Source organism: Pseudomonas sp. FP1740, from assembly GCF_030687165.1.
Classification (GTDB): Bacteria; Pseudomonadota; Gammaproteobacteria; order Pseudomonadales; family Pseudomonadaceae; genus Aquipseudomonas.
This window is the reverse complement of the sequence record NZ_CP117461.1, coordinates 3593357-3613185: the sequence shown is the minus strand read 5'-3', so window position 1 is coordinate 3613185 and position 19829 is coordinate 3593357. Positions and strand designations below refer to the sequence as shown.

The 19829-nt window shown below is 60.4% G+C and carries 20 protein-coding genes; 10 read left to right on the top strand and 10 right to left on the bottom strand.

Features of this window, described 5'->3' with window-relative positions; genetic code table 11:
* The first annotated feature begins 77 nt into the window (after positions 1–77).
* The 5 genes from PSH69_RS16295 (at position 78) to hcnC (ending at position 4926) form a co-directional block, all read left to right on the top strand.
* Complete coding sequence (locus PSH69_RS16295; protein WP_305412837.1) at positions 78–398, top strand: hypothetical protein; 321 nt, start codon at positions 78–80, stop codon at positions 396–398.
* A gap of 182 nt (positions 399–580) precedes the next feature.
* Positions 581–1525, top strand: coding sequence for a hypothetical protein (locus PSH69_RS16290; RefSeq protein ID WP_305409071.1), 945 nt, complete (start codon positions 581–583; stop codon positions 1523–1525).
* Between the two features lie 428 nt (positions 1526–1953).
* Positions 1954–2268 carry a (2Fe-2S)-binding protein gene (locus PSH69_RS16285; RefSeq protein WP_019578726.1) on the top strand — a complete coding sequence of 105 codons (315 nt, stop codon included), beginning with the start codon at positions 1954–1956 and terminating at the stop codon, positions 2266–2268.
* A complete protein-coding gene (gene hcnB / locus PSH69_RS16280; protein ID WP_305409070.1) occupies positions 2265–3674 on the top strand; it encodes a cyanide-forming glycine dehydrogenase subunit HcnB in 1410 nt (469 codons plus the stop codon). Before PSH69_RS16285 ends, hcnB begins: the two co-directional genes overlap by 4 nt.
* A complete protein-coding gene (gene hcnC, locus PSH69_RS16275; protein WP_305409069.1) occupies positions 3667–4926 on the top strand; it encodes a cyanide-forming glycine dehydrogenase subunit HcnC in 1260 nt (419 codons plus the stop codon). The genes hcnB and hcnC overlap by 8 nt, the downstream gene beginning before the upstream one ends.
* 51 nt (positions 4927–4977) lie before the next feature.
* Here the strand turns inward: hcnC and PSH69_RS16270 are convergent, their stop codons facing one another.
* The 8 genes from PSH69_RS16270 to PSH69_RS16235 form a co-directional block, all read right to left on the bottom strand.
* The gene (locus PSH69_RS16270; RefSeq protein ID WP_305409068.1) at positions 4978–5847 is read right to left on the bottom strand and encodes an oxaloacetate decarboxylase; all 870 of its coding nucleotides are present in this window, start codon (positions 5845–5847) and stop codon (positions 4978–4980) included.
* A gap of 300 nt (positions 5848–6147) precedes the next feature.
* Complete coding sequence (astA, locus tag PSH69_RS16265; RefSeq protein WP_305409067.1) at positions 6148–7182, bottom strand: arginine N-succinyltransferase; 1035 nt, start codon at positions 7180–7182, stop codon at positions 6148–6150.
* A 61-nt stretch (positions 7183–7243) separates the two neighbouring features.
* Entirely contained in the window at positions 7244–8260 is a 1017-nt protein-coding gene (locus PSH69_RS16260; RefSeq protein WP_305409066.1) for an arginine N-succinyltransferase, read from the bottom strand.
* Positions 8261–8379: 119 nt separating this feature from the next.
* Positions 8380–9729, bottom strand: a complete 1350-nt coding sequence (locus PSH69_RS16255) for an APC family permease (protein WP_305409065.1) — start codon at positions 9727–9729, stop codon at positions 8380–8382.
* A gap of 53 nt (positions 9730–9782) precedes the next feature.
* A complete protein-coding gene (locus tag PSH69_RS16250) occupies positions 9783–10535 on the bottom strand; it encodes an N-formylglutamate amidohydrolase (protein ID WP_305409064.1) in 753 nt (250 codons plus the stop codon).
* A complete protein-coding gene (locus PSH69_RS16245) occupies positions 10519–11850 on the bottom strand; it encodes a glutamine synthetase family protein (RefSeq protein ID WP_305409062.1) in 1332 nt (443 codons plus the stop codon). The genes PSH69_RS16250 and PSH69_RS16245 overlap by 17 nt, the downstream gene beginning before the upstream one ends.
* Positions 11847–12491, bottom strand: coding sequence for an isochorismatase family cysteine hydrolase (locus PSH69_RS16240; RefSeq protein ID WP_018928988.1), 645 nt, complete (start codon positions 12489–12491; stop codon positions 11847–11849). Before PSH69_RS16240 ends, PSH69_RS16245 begins: the two co-directional genes overlap by 4 nt.
* Positions 12492–12493: 2 nt before the next feature.
* Positions 12494–13348 (bottom strand): MurR/RpiR family transcriptional regulator, encoded by an 855-nt coding sequence (locus PSH69_RS16235; protein ID WP_305409060.1) that lies wholly within the window; start codon positions 13346–13348, stop codon positions 12494–12496.
* Between the two features lie 466 nt (positions 13349–13814).
* Here PSH69_RS16235 and PSH69_RS16230 point away from each other — a divergent pair, with 466 nt between their 5' ends.
* Together PSH69_RS16230 and cobF are read left to right on the top strand one after the other, a co-directional pair.
* Positions 13815–14387 (top strand): histidine phosphatase family protein, encoded by a 573-nt coding sequence (locus tag PSH69_RS16230; protein WP_305409058.1) that lies wholly within the window; start codon positions 13815–13817, stop codon positions 14385–14387.
* Positions 14387–15142 carry a precorrin-6A synthase (deacetylating) gene (gene cobF / locus PSH69_RS16225; RefSeq protein WP_305409057.1) on the top strand — a complete coding sequence of 252 codons (756 nt, stop codon included), beginning with the start codon at positions 14387–14389 and terminating at the stop codon, positions 15140–15142. The genes PSH69_RS16230 and cobF overlap by 1 nt, the downstream gene beginning before the upstream one ends.
* 18 nt (positions 15143–15160) lie before the next feature.
* On the opposite strand, the gene PSH69_RS16220 is transcribed toward cobF, so the two are convergent.
* The gene (locus tag PSH69_RS16220) at positions 15161–16384 is read right to left on the bottom strand and encodes a DUF3422 domain-containing protein (RefSeq protein ID WP_305409056.1); all 1224 of its coding nucleotides are present in this window, start codon (positions 16382–16384) and stop codon (positions 15161–15163) included.
* Between the two features lie 259 nt (positions 16385–16643).
* On the opposite strand from PSH69_RS16220, the gene PSH69_RS16215 reads away from it, so the two are divergent.
* The 3 genes from PSH69_RS16215 (at position 16644) to PSH69_RS16205 (ending at position 18666) form a co-directional block, all read left to right on the top strand.
* Positions 16644–17531 (top strand): universal stress protein, encoded by an 888-nt coding sequence (locus tag PSH69_RS16215; protein WP_230139139.1) that lies wholly within the window; start codon positions 16644–16646, stop codon positions 17529–17531.
* A 49-nt stretch (positions 17532–17580) separates the two neighbouring features.
* A complete protein-coding gene (locus PSH69_RS16210) occupies positions 17581–18261 on the top strand; it encodes a phosphoribosyltransferase (RefSeq protein ID WP_305409055.1) in 681 nt (226 codons plus the stop codon).
* Between the two features lie 75 nt (positions 18262–18336).
* A complete protein-coding gene (locus tag PSH69_RS16205) occupies positions 18337–18666 on the top strand; it encodes a hypothetical protein (RefSeq protein WP_111453226.1) in 330 nt (109 codons plus the stop codon).
* 89 nt (positions 18667–18755) lie between these two features.
* On the opposite strand, the gene PSH69_RS16200 is transcribed toward PSH69_RS16205, so the two are convergent.
* Positions 18756–19754 (bottom strand): acyltransferase, encoded by a 999-nt coding sequence (locus tag PSH69_RS16200; RefSeq protein WP_305409054.1) that lies wholly within the window; start codon positions 19752–19754, stop codon positions 18756–18758.
* Positions 19755–19829: the final 75 nt, after the last annotated feature.

Here is a 19829-nt window from a genome sequence, read left to right as displayed (position 1 = left end):
TGGTCTCGTGAGGCTGGTCACACCATTGATATCATCCAGCCATGACTCTAAATGGAAGCTGCACTGTGCGCACTTTAATGGTTCGTGGCTGGATGCCAATAGTTGTGCTGTTGTGCCTGTTCGGTTCATCCGCCTGGGCTGCCAATACGCCGTGTTCGGGGAAGAAGGGCGGTATCGATCGTTGCGACGGCGATCTGTTCCTGTGCAATGACGGCTCCATCAGCGGTTCGAAGAAAAGCTGTTCGGCGATGTTTGGCACAAAAAGCCAGGCGCGGCCGCAGACGCTGTTACAGGAAACCGACGGCTGCGCCTGCGGCACCGGTACGTTCTGCACCGGGCCCAGAGGCGGGGTGTATTGCCTGACGCCCAGCGGCAACAAGAGTTACAAGCGCAAGTAGTTCGGTTGGCGCAATGCATAAAACCCGCCGCCAGCGTCGGCTCCTTGCAAAGTGCATGGTCCTGAGAAGTTCATTGTTTTCAACTTGTTGAAATTCAAAGATTTATTTAAGTGGTGCGACTGGCACGCTGTCTGCAACGGCTCCTTTGACGAGTTGTAACAACTGCCTGGAGTACAACAACAATGAATAGATCCCCCGATGGTTTTTATCCTGTCGCCGAAGAGTCCAGCACACTATCGGGCGTCTCGTGGCCCGCAATCTTCGCCGGGGCCGCAGCGGCCGCGGCGTTGTCGCTGATCCTCGTACTGCTCGGTTTTGGCCTGGGTTTCACGGCGGTCTCGCCGTGGGCCAATGAAGGTATGAGCGCCAAGGGCCTGGGTATTTCGACGATTGTCTGGCTGGCCTTTACACAGATTGTGGCGTCCGGTCTCGGCGGTTACATCGCCGGCCGCTTGCGGGTGAAGTGGGCGTTCATGCACGGCGATGAGGTCTATTTCCGTGACACGGCCCATGGCTTCCTGGCCTGGTGTGTGGCGACGCTGGTGACCGCGACCCTGGTGGTCGGTTCGGTCAGTAGCGTCGTCAGCGGTGGTGTGCGGGCCGGGGCAGTGGTCGCCGGCGGTGCCGTCAGCGCCATGACCCAGGCTGCCGGCAGCGCTATCGGCAATCCCGCGAATGATCCGTACGGTTACTTCATCGACAGTCTGTTTCGCGATGACCGCCCGGTGGCTGTCAGTGATGACGCCACCCACGGCACCGTCACCCGCATCTTCGCGCGCAGCCTGAGCAACGACGGTCAGCTGGCCACCGAAGATCGGGCTTATCTGGCGCAATTGGTGGCCCAGCGGACCAACCTCACGCAAGCGGACGCCGAGCGTCGTGTCGATGAAGTGTATGCCCGCACTCAAAAAGCCGCGGCCGACGCCAAACTGGCCGCGCAACAAGCGGCTGACACCGCCGCGAAAGTAGCGGCATGGACGGCGTTGTGGATGTTCATCGCGCTGCTGGCCGGTGCGTTTTTCGCCAGCCTCGCCGCGACCTTCGGCGGTCGTCGCCGGGATGCCGTTGAGTATCTGGAAGCCGACGCCTATGTGACCACGACCACGACGCTACCACCTGTTCGCTAACCCAGGAGAACCCCCATGCGCTCATTACTGCTGTTCTTTCTCGGCGTTCCGATCCCGATCATCATTCTGATTGCCTTGTTCATGCACTGATCCCTTCGAGGCATTTGGCCTCTGCCGCTTCTGCCTCCGGTAGAAGCGGCGTTTTACTTTTTTTGCGCTCCGGGCGGCGAAGACGGTGTTCGCAGATTAGTTCGTCGGCTCAGGTGTTTTTACTGGCCTGGATCAATATTTCCTTCGGGGATATTTCCTAACATAAAACGATCCAGCCCCATCTCGCGGTATCGACTACATTGCTTGGACGCGCAGCTGATGCGTTGTCGAAAGTACCAGTGCAGACCTTCCCGTTTATCAGTCAGGTGGCCCGCAAGGTGTAGTGCAGCATGGAGCTGATGAAACTCACCTGAACCTTTCACGGATGAACAATCGCAATGCAACGCATAAACCGAACCTTCGATATCCAGCCGCTGGTGCGGGCGGATATGACTGTGCGCATCAATGGCCAGACCGTCAGCGCCGCCATCGGCGAAACCGTCCTGACGGTCATTCAATCACTGGGCATTCGCCAGGTAGCCCGAAACGATCACGATCAAATCAGCGGTGCCTATTGCGGCATGGGCGTGTGCCAATGCTGCCTGGTGAAAATCGATGGCCGGCACAAACGGCGTGCCTGCCAGACGATCGTGCGTGAGGGCATGAGCATCGAAACCCGGGTCAACCGTATTGCCGGGCAGGAGGTTTTATGAACCTGCAACCGGTGATCGTCGGCGGCGGGCCGGCGGGTATGGCCGCGGCCATTGAACTGGCGCGCCATGGTGTGCGTTGTACCTTGCTCGAAGAGGCTTCGCGTCTTGGCGGGGTGGTCTATCGCGGCCCCTTGCGCGATAACGTGCAACTGGATTACCTGGGGCCACGCTATTCGGAAGTGCTGGCCAAACTGCATGGAGAATTCCACGAGCAGTCGGGCCTGATCGACGTGCGCTTGAACCACCGCGTGGTCGGCGCCGAAGGTACCCGGGCGTTGGTGGTGCTGGACGTCAATGAGCATTTGCAGGAGGTCGAATACCCGCAGCTGCTGTTGGCTGCCGGTTGCCATGAGCGTAGCGTACCGTTCCCCGGCTGGACCTTGCCTGGGGTGATTCTGCTGGGTGGTTTGCAACTGCAAATCAAGAGCGGCGTCGTTCAACCCCAGGGGCCGGTGGTGATCGCCGGCACCGGTCCGCTGTTGCCGCTGGTGGCCTGCCAGCTACACGCTTCGGGGGTGAGCGTTGCTGGGGTCTACGAGGCGTGTGCGTTCGGCAAGATCGCCCGGGAAAGCCTCGCGCTATTGAACAAGCCACAGTTGTTCCTCGACGGTTTGAGCATGCTCGCGTACCTGAAACTGCACGGCATTCCCATGCACTATGGCTGGGGCGTGGTCGAGGCTCAAGGCGAGGAAGAGTTGAAATCAGTGACCGTTGCGCCGTACTCCAGCACCTGGGAGCCAGACCTGAGCCGCGCTGAACGGATTGCCGCGCAGACCCTGGCGGTCGGCTATGGCTTCATTCCTCGCACCCAACTCAGCCAGCAAATGGGCCTGGACCACGGCTTCAGCGATGACGGCTACCTGCGGGCCAGCGCCAATGTCTGGCAGCAAAGCAGCGAACCCCATGTGCATCTGGCCGGTGACATGGGCGGAATTCGCGGTGGCGAGGCGGCCATGCTCGCGGGACGAATCGCAGCAGTGTCGATCCTGCTGCAACGTGACGTGCTGGATGCGGAGCTGGCGCGTGTCAGACGTGACCGTTACCTGTCGAAACTCAAGTCCATCGTGCGCTTTCGCGCCGCCGTCGACCGTTACACCGAACGCGGTGCCGGGCAGACCGCATTGCCAGCTTCCGACACGGTGATTTGTCGCTGCGAGCATGTGACCCGCGCCGACATCGATCGGGCGCTGGAGCAGGGTGTGCAAGACCTGGCCAGCCTGAAAATGCGCACCCGCGTGAGTATGGGCGACTGTCAGGGGCGGATGTGTGTCGGCTATTGCACCGACCGTTTGCGCGAAGCCACCGGACGGCAAGATGTGGGCTGGTTGCGACCGCGCTTTCCCGTCGACCCGATTCCTTTTTCAGCATTCCAGTCTGTCGGCACGGAGGCTGCAAGCCATGAGTAAGTTCTACGACGTGATCATCGCCGGCGGCGGTGTGGTCGGGGCGTCCTGCGCCTATCAGTTATCCAAGCGCAAACACCTGAAGATCGCTCTGATCGACGCCAAGCGGCCCGGTAACGCGACCCGCGCTTCGGCCGGTGGCTTGTGGGCGATCGGTGAGTCGGTAGGCCTGGGCTGCGGGGTGATTTTCTTCCGCATGATGTCGGCCAATCGCAGGCGCGAAGCCCAGGGTGCGGCGGTGGCGGTGGACTCCAGCACGCCGCATATCCTGCCGCAGTCGTTCTTCGATTTCGCCTTGCAGTCCAACGCGATGTACCCGGATTTGCACCGGGAGCTTCAGGACAATCAGGGGATGGATTTCAAGTTCGAGAAGACCGGCTTGAAATTCGTGATCTACGACGATGAAGACCGGCTCTACGCCGAGCACATCGTGGCGTGCATTCCGCATCTGGCGGATCAGGTGCGTTGGCTCGATCAAGCGGCCCTGCGCGAAGCCGAGCCAAGCGTCAGCCATGAGGCAAGGGGGGCACTGGAGTTTCTCTGCGACCATCAGGTCAGCCCCTTCCGCCTGGCCGATGCCTACACCGAAGGCGCGCGGCAAAACGGGGTGGACCTGTATTTCAACACCAACGTCACCGGGGTGCTGCACCACGGCTCGCAGGTCACTGGCGTGCAGACCTCCGAGGCCGGCGTGTTCCGTTGCGATACGCTGATCAACGCTGCTGGTGCCTGGGCCGCCGACCTCAGCGAGCAGGCCACCGGCATTCGCATTCCGGTGAAACCGGTGAAGGGCCAGATCCTGCTGACCGAGCGCATGCCGAAGATCCTGCGCGGTTGCCTGACCACCAGCGACTGTTACGTGGCGCAGAAAGACAATGGTGAAATCCTGATCGGCAGCACCACCGAAGACAAAGGTTTCGACGTGACCACCACCTACCCTGAAATCAGCGGTCTGGTGCAAGGCGCGGTGCGCTGCATTCCTGCGCTCGCCGACATCAACCTGAAACGTTGCTGGGCCGGGTTACGTCCTGGTTCGCCGGACGAACTGCCGATACTCGGGCCGATGAAAGGGGTGCAGGGTTACCTCAATGCCTGCGGACATTTCCGCACTGGCATCCTGACCTCGGCGATTACCGGCGTGTTGCTGGACAAACTGGTGAACAACGAGCCGTTGCCGCTGGATATCACACCGTTTCTGGCGGATCGGTTTGAGGTGGCGCCGGAGGTTGAATCGAAAGAGGCGCAGATGGCTTGACCGCAACCTCACCACAGACGCGCGAGCGCTGTGGTGAGGGCGCTTGTGCCGTCACTCTTTAACGCTCATGAACTCCTTGGCCCAACGAATGTAGTCCTCCGGCTGCGTATAGGTATGCGTCAGTTCGGTGGCGTTCAGGTCGGAGGCTTGGGTGAAGATCTGGCGTTGTTCGCGCAGGCTGTCGTAAGTGGCTTTGATGGCGGCGAAGTAGGCGCCATGGCCGTCGATGGTGACGCGCACGCCCAATTCGGCCAGGCGTTTGTCGTCGCGCAGCAACGGGTTGCCGTAGGTGACCAGCATCAGCGGTACGCTCAGGTGTTCGGCGATCTGTTCCAGATGATCGAAATCCTGCACGCCCACCATGCAAATCCCGTCGGCCCCGGCCTGTTGGTAATGCTGGGTGCGGCTGATGATTTCCTGGACCGGCAGGATCCCTGCGTTGGTGCGGGCGATAATCGCCATTTCCGAATCGACCCGGGCTTCCAGGGCCGCGCGGATCTTGCCGACACCTTCGGCGACCGTGATCAGGTCGGTGGACTTGCGACCGAATTGCGCCGGCAGCAGAGTGTCTTCGATGGTCAGGGCGGCCACGCCGGCGCGTTCGAGTTCGACGATGGTGCGCATGACATTGAGCGCGTTGCCGTAGCCGTGGTCGGCGTCGGCAATGACCGGCAATTGCGCCACTCGGCCGATGCGGGTGGCCTGTTCGGCGAACTCACTGAGGGTGATCAACGCAAAATCGGGAGCGCCCAATACCTGCAACGACGCCACCGAACCACCCAGGATTCCCACCTCAAAACCCAGGTCGGCGGCGATGCGGGCCGACATCGGGTCGAAGACAGAGGCCGTGTGGTAGCAGGTGTTGGAAGCGAGCAGTTGGCGGAAATTACGGCGCAAATCTTGATGAGAAAGCCTGGACATACGAGTTCCACCATATAAAGGAATGGAAGGGCTTGAGCAAAAGTGTCAACGCCGAAGGAACAAAAGGCTATCACGCGGGCGGGTAAAGGATGATGACGAATTTTTTTGGCAAGGGCACATCATCTGGATTGACACCAATGCTGGTCTTCACGCGATCCTTTGTAGCAGCTGCCGAAGGCTGCGTTCGAGTGCGAAGCGCTCGCCATCAGATCAGAAGTCATGCGCAAATCAGCGATCAGTCTGAAAGACCGAATTGGCAGGTGTTACGACTGCTACGCAGGCTTCGCCAGCGGCTATAGCTCACGCCGCTACCGCTTGCTGCTGTTGGTTGCGCAGCGGCACGGCGCGTACCGAGCTGCCGGGCTGCAATTGCAGGCGTTTGGCGGTGAGGCGGTCGACCATCAGGCTATTGCCCACCAGCCGTGCCGGGGCGGTGGTGATGCGGCAGTTTTCCAGGCGACGGTTGTGGATCAGCCATACCGGAGCCTGGTCGTCGGGCGTGCCGATGGCCAGCACCAATGATTGGCTGTCGCGCACCGCGCGGATTCTCGACACCGGGGCTTCGATCACCGGGCCTGCATCGAAAATGTCGATGTAACCCTTATGGGCAAACCCCTCGGCGGTGAGGATCTTCAGCGCCGGTTCGGTGTTGGGGTGGGGCTTGCCGATCACCGCCTGGGCCTGTTCGGTAAGCAGGCAGGTGTAGAGCGGCTGGCGCGGCATCAGTTCGGCGATGAACGCTTTGCTGCCCAGCCCAGACAAGTGATCGGCATGGCTGAAATCCATCTTGAAGAAGTGCCGGCCCAGGCTGTCCCAGAACGGTGAGCAGCCATGTTCGTCGGCACTGCCGCGCAGTTCGGCGATGAGCTTGTCGCCGAACAGCTGGGGGAATTCGGCAACGAACAGCAGACGCCCCAGCGACAGCAATCGACCATTGCTGCCATAACGTTGATCGTGTCGCAGGAACAACGAGCAGATTTCCGATTGCCCGGTCATTTCGTTGTTGAGGAACAACGTGGGGATCTGGCGCTGAATACCCAGGTCCGGCGATGAACTGACCGTGAGCCCGACCCGGTAGTTGTACCAGGGCTCTCGCAGACCGACGGCCCCGATCAGGGCACTGACGCCGACCACTTGCTGATCATCGTCTTCGAGCACAAACAGGTAGTCGGCATCCGCGCGCTCGACCTGTCCGGCGAAAGTCCGCTGGGCCCAGCGCACCCGGTGGGTCAGGCGCTCTTCGTTGGCTGGCAGGGTAGTGAACCCGGGGCCGGCCCGTTGTACCAAATCCAGTAAAGCGGGCAGGTCAGTCATTTGAACCGGGCGCAAAATCATGATGCAGCTCCTTCTTCGCGCCTGCTCGGGCGCTGTCGTTGGGCTCGGGGCCGGTTGTCGCTCACAGGGCGATCAGCCGGATCGTACTGGCGTCGGTCACGTTCAAGGCCGCGCACATCTCGGCGCTCAAGGCGATAGGTTGCCCGGCGCTGTAGTCCAGCTCGGCGACAATGGCGCGGTAGCCCTTCAACGAATCGTTGCTCACCAGGTAACTGCCACGGGCGTCGATGGGCGAGCGCGTTTGCACCGTGCCGGACTGGCTCTGGGCGATGGAACGAATGCTTGAGGTGCGGGCGTATAGCGTCGGGCCGCCGTCGAACAGGTCGATGTAGCTGTTGGTCTCGAAGCCTTCGCGTTCCAGAATGTCGAAGGCCTCCTGGCCGTCGGGGTGGATCCGGCCGATGCAATCTTGTGCAGCCTGCGACAGCATCGGCACGTAGATCGGGTATTGCGGCATCAATTCGGCGAGGAACGTCCGGCTCTGCAGGCCGCAAAGCCGCTCGGCCTCGACGTAAGGCAAATCGAAGAAATGCTTGCCCAGCGCATCCCAGAACGGCGATTGCCCCTGTTCGTCGCTGTAACCGACGATCTCGGTGATCACCGCTTCGGCAAAACGTGCCGGGTGGGCGGCGATGAACAGCAGCCGCGCCCGGGACAGCAACTCGGAAAATGGCGTGCGCTCCAGTGCCGAGTCGATATGGAAACCGCGTAGCAAAGAGTGACCGCTGAGGTCTTGGCACAACGACAACGCCGGCACCCCATGCTCGATGTTCAGCTCCCGTGAGGCGCTGGTGAAATGGCGGTTGCGCAAACTGTAGAACGGCTCGCCGAACCCGGCGGTGGCGAGCACTTCCGAGCAGCCGACCAGACGGCGAGTCGTCAGGTTTTCCAGCACGAAGAAATAGTTCTCCGGACCTTGGCCCTGGACGTCTTTTTCGAACGAAGCACAGGAATCGAGAATTTTCTCCCTCAGGCGTTCGGTGTCGTCCGGCAAGGACGTGACCCCCACCAGACTGTCACGCGCCAGTTGCTGCAACTGGGGCAGGTCGGTTAACTCGACTGGACGTAAGACCAGCATGGACATACTCCTGTATCAAAGGGTTCGGCGGCTTGCACCGAACCTGACTATCACTGTCGGTTTCCACGCGTTAAATCGGCAGTCGCCTGAAATCATGTCAGACGTTGCTCTTTTTCTTGTCAGCCGTTGCTTGGGTCGGGCAGTGCGGTGCTGGCACCCAGTTTGTTGAGGAAGAACAGATAGACCAGGCCCAGGGCAATCCAGATCAGGCCGAGTTTCTGCGCATCGACGCCCATGTTGTACATGATGGCCGCGACGATGATGAAGCCGATGACCGGGCAGATCAGGTGACGGATCACCTGGCCGGATTGCTGCCGGCGCCAGTAGTAGTTGATCACGGTCAGGTGCAGCAGCATGAAGCCGCTCAGGGCGCCGAAGTTCACCAGGGAGGTGAGGGTGTCCACCGAGTTGATGAACAGGTAGCAGATCACCAGCGACAGCACCGCCACCAGATAAATGCTCAAGTACGGTGTGTTGTGTTTCGGGTGCACTTTGGCCAGCACTTTTGGCAGTTTGCCGTCTCGGGCCATGCCGAACAGCAGTCGCGAAACCGCCGCTTGGGAGGTGATGGCGACCGCCACACCCCAGGCCAGCGCGGTGGCCACGGCGGTCAGGGTGGCCAGCCAGCTACCGGCGGCGATTTCGGCGATTTCATAGAACGCGGTGTCGGCGGACTTGAAGCCCAGGCCGGCGGCCAGGTCGGTGGCGATCCAGGTCTGCACGACGAAGATCGCGCCCATCACCAGCAGCGTGATCAGCGCAGCCTTGCCGACGCTGCGGCCCGGATCGCCCTTGATCTCTTCGGCGAGGGTGGAAATGGCATCGAAACCGAGGAACGACAGCACCGCAATAGACACCGCTTGCATCAGCAGGGCGAAGTTGAAGGTTTCGGGGTTGTACAGCGGCGCCAGGGTCAGCTGACCGTTACCGCCGCCACTGTGCAAGGCAGTCCAGGCGTAGAACAGGAAGATCCCCAGCACCACCAGTTGCGCCAGCAGGAAGAGGATGTTCATCCGCGCGGTGAAGGTGATGCCCCGCAGGTTGACGAAAGTGGCGCTGACCAGAAAGGCCAGGATGAAACCGACTTTCGGGATGTCCGGGTACAAATGATTCAGCGCCATCGCCGCGTATACGTAGAGCAGCGGCGGAATCAGCAGGTAATCGAGCAGCATCAGCCAGCCGGCGATAAACCCGACATGTTGGTTGAGGCCGCGTTGTGCGTAGGAATACACCGAGCCCGCCACGGGAAAGGCCCGGGCCATGCTGCCGTAACTGAGGGCGGTGAACAGCATAGCCACCATGCCGATGATGTAGGCCAGCGGCACCATGCCGGGTGCTTCGGCGCTGACGTAACCATACACACCGAACGGAGCGATGGGGATCATGAAGATCATCCCGTACACCACCAGGTCGGTCAGTGACAGGCTACGTTTCAATTCTTGCCTGTAGCCGAATTCTTCAATGTCCATGAAGCCGTTCTCCTTGATATAAGCAGCTACACGCTGCGAGTTTGAAGCTGTTGCTACAGCAGCGGCGCCAGATAGTCGGTCCAGCGACTGACGTCCTCAGAGGTGCGCAGCAGGTCGTTGCGCACCTCGATCAGTACCGAGTCCAGCCCGCGTGCGTCGCCGTGAACCGGTACGGTCATGTCACCCAGCGGATCGACTTTGTATGGCTGATTACCGGCGACTTTCAATGGGTGCCGGCTCAGGCCGTCGATCATGCGCTGGGCGTACTCCGTGGCCTGGCCGTACAGCACGCCGACTTCCAGCGATCGTGGCTGGCCGTAATATATCGGCGTGAAACTGTGAATCCCCACCACTCGAACCGGTTTATTTTGCTCCACACGGGCGTCGATCAAGGTTTGCAGACGTGCATGAAACGGTTTGAACAGGCAGTGCCGGCGGTATTCACGGGTGGCCTCATCCAGATCGCGATTGCCCGGCACCTGATAAATCTCGCTCTGCAACGGAATGCTGTCCGGCGCGTGGCGCGGGCGGTTGAGGTCGATCAACAGCCGCGAATAGTTGGCCGCCAACAGGGTCGCGCCCAGTGCTTCGGCCAAACCCTCGGCCAGCGCCAGGGCGCCGATGTCCCAGGCGATGTGATCGCGGGCGGCCTCGTCGCTCAGGCCCAGGTCGTTTAACCGGTCCGGGATAAAACGACTGGCGTGTTCACACACCAGAATCAGCGGGTGCTCGGAAGCTTCCCGGCTCAGGGTGTAGGCAGGCCGGGTGTAGAGGCCCAGTTCGGCGGATTCAGTACAGGCGCGCATAGTGCTCACAGAGATCGGCGGGCGAGAGCTGTTCCGTCAGCGTCAGTTCCTCGGTTTTCAGGGCGAAGTAGGTGTCCAGTAATGCGCTCGGCAGGGCTTCGATCAGCGCCTCGCTGTTGCGCAGGCAATCCAGTGCCCGGGACAGCGACGCGGGCAGGGCGACGATGCCCCGGGCCTGGCGTTGCTCTTCGTTCAGGGAGTCGGGGATTTCATCGGTGATGGCGTTCAACGCCAGGCGCTGCTCGATACCCAGGCGTCCGGCGATCAGCAATGCAGCCATGGCCAGGTGCGGTGAGGCAGTGGCGTCCATGGCGCGAAATTCCAGGTTGTACTGCATCGCCACGGATTTGCCGCCCAGGCTGACGGTCGGGCAAATCCGCAGCGCCGCTTCGCGGTTGCGTTGGCCGAGGCAGGCGTAGGACGCGCTCCAGTGGTGGGGCTGCAAGCGTTCATAGGAAACCGGCGTTGGCGCGGTGAACGCACAGAGCGCCGGCAAGTAATGCAGAACGCCGGCAGCCCAATGCTGGCCGAGGGTCGACAGGCCGTTGGCGGTGCCGGCGTCATACATCGCCGGTTGGCCGGCCAGGTCCTGCAGGCTCACATGCAAATGCACGCCGTTGCACACGGCATGCTCGGCCGTCTTGGGGGCGAAACTAAGGTTGAGGCCCATTTGCCGGGCGATCTCACGGGTGATCTCACGCACGTTCACCGCGCGGTCGGCGGCAGCGACACCAAGGGCCGGGCGGCAGGTGATTTCGTATTGGTGCTTGCCGTATTCCGGCAGGAACATTTCCGGTTCGACGCCGCCGGCTCGCAGTGCACTGAGCAGCCAGCCGCCGAACCCGGCGCCCTGGCGCTGGGCTTCCAGAGAGAACGCCAGGTGCTCCGCCGTGCCGCTGTCGAGGTTGAATTCGTGTTCGAACGCGGCGTTGATCTGCAAACCCAACTCGTCGCGATAGCGCTCCACTTCGTTGCGCAACAGCGTACGAGGGCAGGCGCCCCACGGACGGCCATCGGTTTCGCGAATGTCACCGTGAATGAAGTCGAGCGCCGGGGCGTCGGCATCCGGGCCGTTGTTGACGGTCACCCGGCTGCTCAAGTCGGGAACCAGCCGTAAATCCCCATAAGCACCCCAAGGGTTGCTGGTGGCGATGATGTCTTGCGGGGTCAGGGCGCTATTGGCCGGTACCCAGCCGCAACCGGCCGCTTGATAGGCATCGAGTTCGTCGGTGGGGAAGGAACGGCCGCGTGTCACGCCGATCAGGTCGGTGGTGACGATGGTGGTCATGGGCAACGGCGACAGGCGAGCGCTCATGGCTGGATCTCCTGCAACCGGCCGAGCACGGTCTGGGTGTCGGTGATCCAGCAGTAGCCCTTGATGGCGTTCAGGCAGGCGTGATGTCGTTGCTCGGTGTAGGTGGCGCAGGCATCTTCGACCAGCGTTACCAGATACCCGCGGTCGGCGGCGTCGCGCACGGCCATGTCGACGCATTGGTCGGTGACGATGCCGGCGATGATCAGGTGGCGGGTTTCAAGGTTGCGCAGCACGTAGTCGATGCTGGTGGAGTTGAACACCCCGGAAGAGGTCTTGGGCAGCACGATTTCGTTTTCGGTCGGCGTCAGCTCTTCGATGATTTGCGCTTGCGGGCTGCCCTTGGGCAGGTGCATGTCCGAGAGTTTGTGGTCCAGCGAACGGTCGCGGCCATCGGCGGTGAGGCTTTCGATGAGTGTGTGCAACACATTTTGCCGGGCGCTGCGAAAGGCATTGAGCAGCCTGCGTTGATTGGGCACCACCTGCGTGCGGGCTCGGGTCAGGAAGTAGTCGGCATCCGGTTCGTTGAGGTGTGGGTCGAACTGCGGTTCGAGCCAGGCACGTTGCATGTCCACCAGCAACAGCGCGGTGTGGTCGGCGGCAAACGGCAAGTCCCGAGGCGAATGGTGGGGGAGCATGAACATCCTTATTTATCCTCCAGCAGGTGAGTGTCGAAGTCGGCTCGCAGGGCATCGATGCCTTCCAGGCGATCGGCCAGATCGGGGCTGCGCAGGGTCAGGCAGGCAATCAGTGCTTCAACCTGGGCCAGCGCCGGCACTATCGAGTCGAAGGCCGACGCCGATTCCACCGGTGCGCTGATGATCAGGTCGGCTATTTCCCGCAGCGGTGATGCATAGATGTCGGTGAACAGCACGACGCGCGCATGTCGGCTCTTCGCGGCATTGGCAACCCGCAGGGCCTGGGACTGATAGCGGCGATAGTCGAACACCAGCAATACGTCCTGACGCTGCACGTCAAACAACCGGTCCGGTAACTGGGCGTTGTCTTCCAGGGCGAAACAGCCGGGCCGCAACAGGCGCAGGTGATTGAGCAAATAGTTGGCGAGGAAACTGCTGAAACGACCGCCAAAGCAGTGGACCTGGTGGCGGGTGTCGAGCAGCCACTCCACCAGAATCCGCACATCTTCGGGCTGGGTCAGCGCCTGGGTTTCTACCAATGCCCGATGGCTGTCTGCCAGATAATGGCTCCAGGGGTCATCTTTTTTGAGTTTGGCGCGGGGCTGCAACAGGGTGCTGGGGGAGCGCAGGCGGTGATCCATGTCACTGAGCAAGGCTTCCTGAAAATCGGCGTAACCGCTGAAACCCAGCTTTTTTACCAGCCGCACGATGGTCGGATCGCTGACACCGGCATGTTCGGCCAAGCGTGACATCGGGCCCAGTCCGTTACGCGGGTACTGGTCCAGCAAGGCACGTATGACTTTGCGTTCCGACGGCGTGAAGTCCAGGCCGGGCTCGGTGATCAGGTCTCTGAGAGGGGGCATCCGGGCTCCTGCTGGATGGGTGTGTCGGTTTCATTTCATAAAACGCCAAATTAGTATTTATGTAACGTGCGCTACATGTCTAGTGAATTTTTGTGCGGATTTTGAAAGCACTAAAATGGGGCGAACCCCCCGTGCGTGCGGGGCTGCGTGGATGCAGACAGGCGTTGTAGGACATCGCCCATAGTGGTGTGAGATATCGACCCTGCCCAGGAATAAAATGGGCTGCGAGCCCGATGCCGTAGCAGCTGCCGAGCTTGCGAGGCTGCGTTCGGCTGCGTAGCAGTCGTAAAATCGGGCACTGCGGTCCGTCAGGCACACTGTGCTCTCAGGGTTTACGACCGCTACGCGGCCGAACGCAGCCTCGCAGGCTCGGCAGCTGCTACAAGGAAGGCATTCAGATTGCGTTTCTTGCGGCACAATGCACGGCATCGTGCCGTCTTTCATTCCACTGACAGAGAGAACCTTCGTGCAGGCAACCCGCTTGACCCTGATTTGCCACGCTCAAACCGTTGCACAGAAACTGGCGCGTTTTCCTACGAATGAACCCGTGGAAATGGATTGGCAGTCGGCGAAGGGCTCGCGCTGTCGTCAGTTCAAGCGAGCCCCCCGTTTACTCTGCGGCCCTGAACTGCGGACCCGCCAAACCGCTGAGCTGTTTGGCGACAACGTGGAGATTGTCACGGCACTGGGGGATTGCGATTTCGGACGCTGGAAGGGCACGTCGATCGACGACTTGCAAACATCCGAACCCGAGACGCTTCAGACCTGGCTCAGCGACCCGGCGTCGGCGCCCCACGGTGGAGAATCGGTGGCGCAGCTCGGTGAGCGGGTAGCCGCGTGGCTGAAGACCCTTGAGGCGACACCGGAGCATATCGTTGCCATCACCCATCCGTTTGTCATACGCGCCGCGCTGATGCAGGTGTTGCAGGGCGCGGCGTTCAACCAGATCGACGTCGAACCGTTGTCGGCCATCGAATTGCGGTTCAACGGTCGCTGGCGGTTTCGCTTGACGGGCATGGACCCTGAAGGAGCGCTGTGATGAAAAAACTTCTGGTCATCGGTGTCGGCGCCGGCAACCCCGACTACATCACGATGCAGGCGGTGAAAGCGCTGAACCGGGTCGATGTGTTTTTCCTCATGGACAAGGGCCAGAGCAAAGACAAACTGATCGACCTGCGTCGCGAGATCTGCGAGCGCTACATCACCGATCGCGACTACCGCTTCGTTGAAGCCAATAGCCCTGAGCGTGTGCGCGGCGATGTGGACTACAACGCCAGCGTCGAAGACCTGAACCGTGCCAAGCAGCAGACGTTCGAGCGGCTGATCGATGAGGAAATGACCGACGACCAGTGCGCCGGTTTTCTGGTGTGGGGCGATCCGGCGTTGTACGACAGCACCATTCGGATCCTGCAGGCGATTCTGGCGTCGGGTCGTTGTGTGTTCGAGTTCGAGGTGATCCCCGGCATCACCAGCGTGCAGGCGCTGGCGGCGCAACATAAGGTGCCACTGAACAGCATCGGCCGCTCGATCGAAATCACCACCGGCCGGCGGCTGGCGGCCGGCCAGGTAAGCGATGCCGACAGCCTGGTGGTAATGCTGGATGCGCAAGATGCCTACCATCACGTGGCTGATCAGGAGACAGACATTTACTGGGGGGCCTATCTGGGGACGCCGGATGAAATCCTGATCAGCGGCAAGCTCAAAGACGTGGCTGATGAGATTGAGCGGGTGCGCAAGGCGGCGCGGCTGGCGAACGGGTGGATCATGGATACCTACCTGTTGCGCAAGCCTTGAACGCCGCCAACCGATTGATCAGTGTTCTTTGGCCTTCCTGATCCTGATCAAAATAAACAGCAGGATGCACAGCGCGAGCGGGGTCATGGCCAGCATGGCGTCCCGCGCGGAAATGTCCGCGCCCAGGGTGTGCAGGCCCGAGTAGAACAGCTTGAACAGGCTCAGCAAATAATAGGTGATGGCGATAATCGACAAGCCTTCGACCGCACGCTGGATTTTGATTTGGGTATCGGCGCGAGCGTTCAGGCTGCTCAGGATTTCCGAGTTCTGTTCTTCCATTTCAACCTGCACCCGCGCCTGCAGCAGATCCCCGAGGTTGGCCACGCTTTTGGCCAGCTGCTCCAGGCGTTGTTCGGTGACGTCACAGTACCTGACGGTAGGTTTGAAGCGTCTTTCGATGAAGATCCCCAGTCGCTGGCAATCGCCCACGTGAGTTTCCCTGAGTTCGCCCAAACGCTCGAAAACCAGCTGGGCATACGCTTGGGTGGCGCTGAAGCGGTGTCGGGTTTTCGCGGTGCTGCTGACCACTTGCGCCGACAGACTGGCGATATCAGTCAACAACGCTTTCGCATTGCCGGTATCGGGGCCGGCGTTACGTTCCGAAAGGTTGACCAATGTCTTATCGAAGACGTTGAGCTGGGCGCTCAAGGTTTTCGCGGTGGTAAGGGAAAGCGACGCCATCATGCGGTAGGTTTCGATTTCCAGCAGACGGCGGATCATCCGGCCTTGGCGATAGGCATTCAGGCGCTTGTTGACGAACAGGAAACGGTTGGTGCCGTCCTCGCTCAGGCGAAAATCGCTCCAGACCGTCGCATCGCCACCGCCTATGCATGAGCCGCAAGGGTCTTTGAATCCATAAACCGACAGATCGCCGGAAAATGACGCATCGTTGCGCACCACAATCTGCACGGCGTTGATCACGTGCTGCATGAAGGGTTCGACGCGGTCCATCAAGGTCTTGGGGGGCTGGCTCCAGGCAGGCTCCTGACTGGAAGAGGGCACCACCAGTGTCAGCGTCAGGAACTCCGCGTGTCGCTCCCACTTCAAGGCATGCCCCTCCAGCCGGGTGATGCCCTGGGCCGCATCCGGGTCGACGGGGCCGGGGCAGCAACGACTCAGCAGGGTGTCGCATTGCCCGTCATTAGCCAGAAACGCCAGATGAAACACGTGGGCGGGTTCGTCGAAATACAGCGAAGGGCGCGCGTGCAACTCATTGTGCAGGGTCAGTCTTTGCGGGTGCATGCTGTCGAGGCCATGTTGGAGTTGTTTGTTCTTGGGACTGGGTGACCCATTTTCGAGTCACATACAAACCCCCTCGCCACACGAGCCCGGCACCAGATGCACAACACCGTTGTGAACTATTCTTTCCCAAGTGGGCACCTTCAATGACGCCCACAGAGGATTGATATAAATCAAGGCCCAAGAGACTTTAAGGGGGGAGTCTGGGCTGAAGCCGGGTTGTTGGCCTGGCGAAAACACCATCGCTGTCCGGAGTCAGATCATGAGCCAGTATCAACGGTTATTACTGATCATCAACCCGCTCCTGCGCCAATCTCCCGCGCTCAACCATGCCGCTGCCGTGGCCAAGGCCAGTGGAGCGAGTTTGCATATTGCTGCGCTGATCCCCTCGTTGGACATTCTGTCGTTACTTGAAGAAGGCGACCGGAAAGTGGCTCGGGCGAGCTACCTGCAGGAACACCGCGACTGGCTCAAGGAACAGGCGGAAAAAATGCAGGGCAGGGGGATCGAGGTGACAACCGAGGTCGCCTGGGCCGACAACATGCGCCAGGACATCCTTGATCACGTCACGGAAATGCACCCCGATCTGTTGATCAAGCAAGTCCAGCATGAGCCCGTGCTCAAGCGCGCGTTCTTTACGCCGCTGGACTGGCGATTGTTGCGCCATTGTCCGGTGCCGGTCTATCTGGTGGGCGCCGAAAGCCATGCCTTGCCGCAGAAGGTGGTGGCCGCGGTTGATGTTGTCGATACCGAGCCTTCGAACAGCGAACTCAATGACCGGATCATCCTGCAGGCCTCTACCCTTGCGCTGCAATGCAATGCCGAGTTGCATCTGCTGTACGCATGTGACATCCCGGCCGCTTTTCTGGCGGATCTGGGCGGTGGCCTGACGCTATCGGAGCTTACCCGGGAATTGCGCAAGGACCTGGAAACCTCATTCCTCAAGTTGGCCGCCCGGTTCGGCGTGCCCCCTGAATGCCGGCATTTCATCACGGGGCATCCGGTGTCGGCGCTGAGTGAGTTCGCCCACGAACACCAGATAGATGTGATCGTGATGGGTAGAACACAGTACGGCAGCCTGGAGAAACTGCTCGGCAGCACGACCGAACATATTCTGTATCAGGTGCCTTGCAGCATTCTGGCGGTGTAGTGCGAGCATCCTTGGCGAAGTCGATTTGCCCGTTTCGGGAGGTTTTCAGATGAATCACAGTCCTTCATTGCAAACCATCTTGCATGACCGGGTTGATGCCGGCCGAAGCCTGGTGGAATCGTTGCTTAAATACGCTAAAAGAACCGATGTCATCGTCCTGGCCTTGCCCCGTGGCGGCGTGCCGGTCGCCTATGAAGTGGCCACGGCCCTGGAGGTTCGCCTGGACCTGATGCTGGTCCGCAAGCTGGGCGTGCCGTCCCACCAGGAATTCGCCATGGGCGCTATAGCCAGCGGTGGTATTCAAATCGTCAATGACGATGCGCTGCGGGCTAACGGCATCGACCAGCGTACGCTCGACGCTGTGGTGGCGAAGGAAACGCAGGAAATGTTGCGTCGCGAGCAGCTATTCCGGGCATCCCGCGAGCCTGTGGCACTCAAGGATCAAGTGGTGATTCTGATCGACGACGGCCTGGCGACAGGGGCCACGATGATGGCCGCGATACAGGCCGTGCGCCTGCAAGCACCGTCTCGCATCGTCGTTGCCGTGCCGGTGGCCCCCATGGAAACGGCAGAGGCGCTGCGTGACGAAGTGGACGAGCTGATTTGCCCGCTCACCCCCGATTGGCTGGTATCGATCGGCTATTGGTACACGGATTTCTCTCAAACGTCGGATGAAGAGGTCATCGATCTTTTACATCGGGCCTGGCAGAGAGAATCAATGATGAAATGAGGCAAACTGCTGGCCCCCCGATCTTCGGTTCGTTGTCAAACTTGCTTTCTTTTCAGCAGGTTAGGCATTGGCGATATGCGGACTTTGGTATGGATGACTGCAACGTTTGTCCTGGTGGTTATCTCATTTGGAGCCCAGGCAAAGGAACTGAGCAAGAACTCTCGCTATGTATGCAGCTGGGGCTCGGAAATAGCCGAGGGCGCGCAAGCCTCGAAACTTTCCGGGCTTACGCTTTACGGGGCACGCAAGAAGTTGCAATCGCGCAAGTTTCCCCGGCCGTGGATGCGCATGACGGCCATGGGCATCACGGAGCAAACCTATAACAGCCCTTCGCGTCTCAAGCCTGCCGGCATCAAGCAAACGTATTACGAGCAATGCATCCGGCATGAGTTGGCGCAACGATAAGTGGCCTTACGGCTTCCATGCCTGAACAGGCGCCTCAGTCGAAAGATCGTAGCCTGCGGGCGGGGTTGGTGGTTCAAGGTGCCTTCGGATCAAGACGCTGTTTCGCCGACCCGCGGCTGACTCTCGCCATACCGTATGCCGGCCCGAAACGCATGACGAAGCTTCAGGGCCGGGCGCTCAACGTAGTAGTACGAAACGCCACTCAACAGGAACGACAGGGTCAATACTGCCGCAACGATGTGCCCATCGTAGGCAACTGGCCAGAAAGCGCGCAGAAAGTACATCACCACAAAGTGATTCAGAAACACTCCATAGCTGATGTTCCCGAGGAGCTCGTCAACCCGGTGAAACCTGAGCTTCGTCAACAGGTACACGGCAGGTACCCCCAATACGATGCCGGCGGTCACCTCCGCATTGAACGGGCGGCGCTCAATCAATCCTGCCATGATGGCCGTAAACATTAAGGCCGCCGCCACGGTTGTGCCCGCAGCGATCGCCAAATCCTTCGCCTGTGGTTTGTACAGATAGCTGCCACACAGAAACATGAACAGGACGCCGGGCAAGAGCCGGTAGCCGTACAGGTCGGCGTTGATGTAACCAAGGCTCGCGACCATGAAAACGGCAACAGACAGGACAAACGCAACGCCCCGTGCCTTGTAAAGGATCAGGAAAGGGATCACCAGGTAGAAGCACATCTCAAGCCCCAGCGACCAGGCCGGCGGCAAGATCTGCGACCCGGCCGCCCCGAACATGTAGAAGCCAAGAGGCACGATAGGAAGGCTCGCGGCGATATTCTTGAGCGTCAGATCGGCCGCTTGCGGTGTGCCGGGCAGCAGGAAATAGATCACCGCGCAGGATATGAAGAAGTAGAGCAGGAACTGGGGGTAAAGCCTCAAGGCCCTGTCCGTGTAGAACAGGCGGACTTTTTCCGACGCCTTGTAGTTGCGCTCGATCAGCGAGGTCATCACGAAACCGCTGATAATCAGGAAGGAAATCACGGCAATCACTCCGGGGTTCAGCCCCGCGAACGTCTTGCCCATATGAGAAACGGCCACCAGAACGGCCAACAGTAAACGATAAGCCCCCACTCACACCCCAAACGTCCTTTGTAATTATGGCGCGTAAATTACGATGCTTTGCCGCCGCAGGACAGGTTTTTCGCT

Excerpts from the sequence above, each read along its gene's own strand:
- PSH69_RS16295 (WP_305412837.1), top strand. The coding sequence starts at position 78 with ATGGTTCGTGGCTGGATGCCAATAGTTGTGCTGTTGTGCCTGTTCGGT.
- PSH69_RS16290 (WP_305409071.1), top strand. The coding sequence starts at position 581 with ATGAATAGATCCCCCGATGGTTTTTATCCTGTCGCCGAAGAGTCCAGC.
- PSH69_RS16285 (WP_019578726.1), top strand. The coding sequence starts at position 1,954 with ATGCAACGCATAAACCGAACCTTCGATATCCAGCCGCTGGTGCGGGCG.
- hcnB (WP_305409070.1), top strand. The coding sequence starts at position 2,265 with ATGAACCTGCAACCGGTGATCGTCGGCGGCGGGCCGGCGGGTATGGCC.
- hcnC (WP_305409069.1), top strand. The coding sequence starts at position 3,667 with ATGAGTAAGTTCTACGACGTGATCATCGCCGGCGGCGGTGTGGTCGGG.
- PSH69_RS16270 (WP_305409068.1), bottom strand. The coding sequence starts at position 5,847 with ATGTCCAGGCTTTCTCATCAAGATTTGCGCCGTAATTTCCGCCAACTG.
- astA (WP_305409067.1), bottom strand. The coding sequence starts at position 7,182 with ATGATTTTGCGCCCGGTTCAAATGACTGACCTGCCCGCTTTACTGGAT.
- PSH69_RS16260 (WP_305409066.1), bottom strand. The coding sequence starts at position 8,260 with ATGCTGGTCTTACGTCCAGTCGAGTTAACCGACCTGCCCCAGTTGCAG.
- PSH69_RS16255 (WP_305409065.1), bottom strand. The coding sequence starts at position 9,729 with ATGGACATTGAAGAATTCGGCTACAGGCAAGAATTGAAACGTAGCCTG.
- PSH69_RS16250 (WP_305409064.1), bottom strand. The coding sequence starts at position 10,535 with ATGCGCGCCTGTACTGAATCCGCCGAACTGGGCCTCTACACCCGGCCT.
- PSH69_RS16245 (WP_305409062.1), bottom strand. The coding sequence starts at position 11,850 with ATGAGCGCTCGCCTGTCGCCGTTGCCCATGACCACCATCGTCACCACC.
- PSH69_RS16240 (WP_018928988.1), bottom strand. The coding sequence starts at position 12,491 with ATGTTCATGCTCCCCCACCATTCGCCTCGGGACTTGCCGTTTGCCGCC.
- PSH69_RS16235 (WP_305409060.1), bottom strand. The coding sequence starts at position 13,348 with ATGCCCCCTCTCAGAGACCTGATCACCGAGCCCGGCCTGGACTTCACG.
- cobF (WP_305409057.1), top strand. The coding sequence starts at position 14,387 with ATGAAAAAACTTCTGGTCATCGGTGTCGGCGCCGGCAACCCCGACTAC.
- PSH69_RS16220 (WP_305409056.1), bottom strand. The coding sequence starts at position 16,384 with ATGCACCCGCAAAGACTGACCCTGCACAATGAGTTGCACGCGCGCCCT.
- PSH69_RS16215 (WP_230139139.1), top strand. The coding sequence starts at position 16,644 with ATGAGCCAGTATCAACGGTTATTACTGATCATCAACCCGCTCCTGCGC.
- PSH69_RS16210 (WP_305409055.1), top strand. The coding sequence starts at position 17,581 with ATGAATCACAGTCCTTCATTGCAAACCATCTTGCATGACCGGGTTGAT.
- PSH69_RS16205 (WP_111453226.1), top strand. The coding sequence starts at position 18,337 with ATGCGGACTTTGGTATGGATGACTGCAACGTTTGTCCTGGTGGTTATC.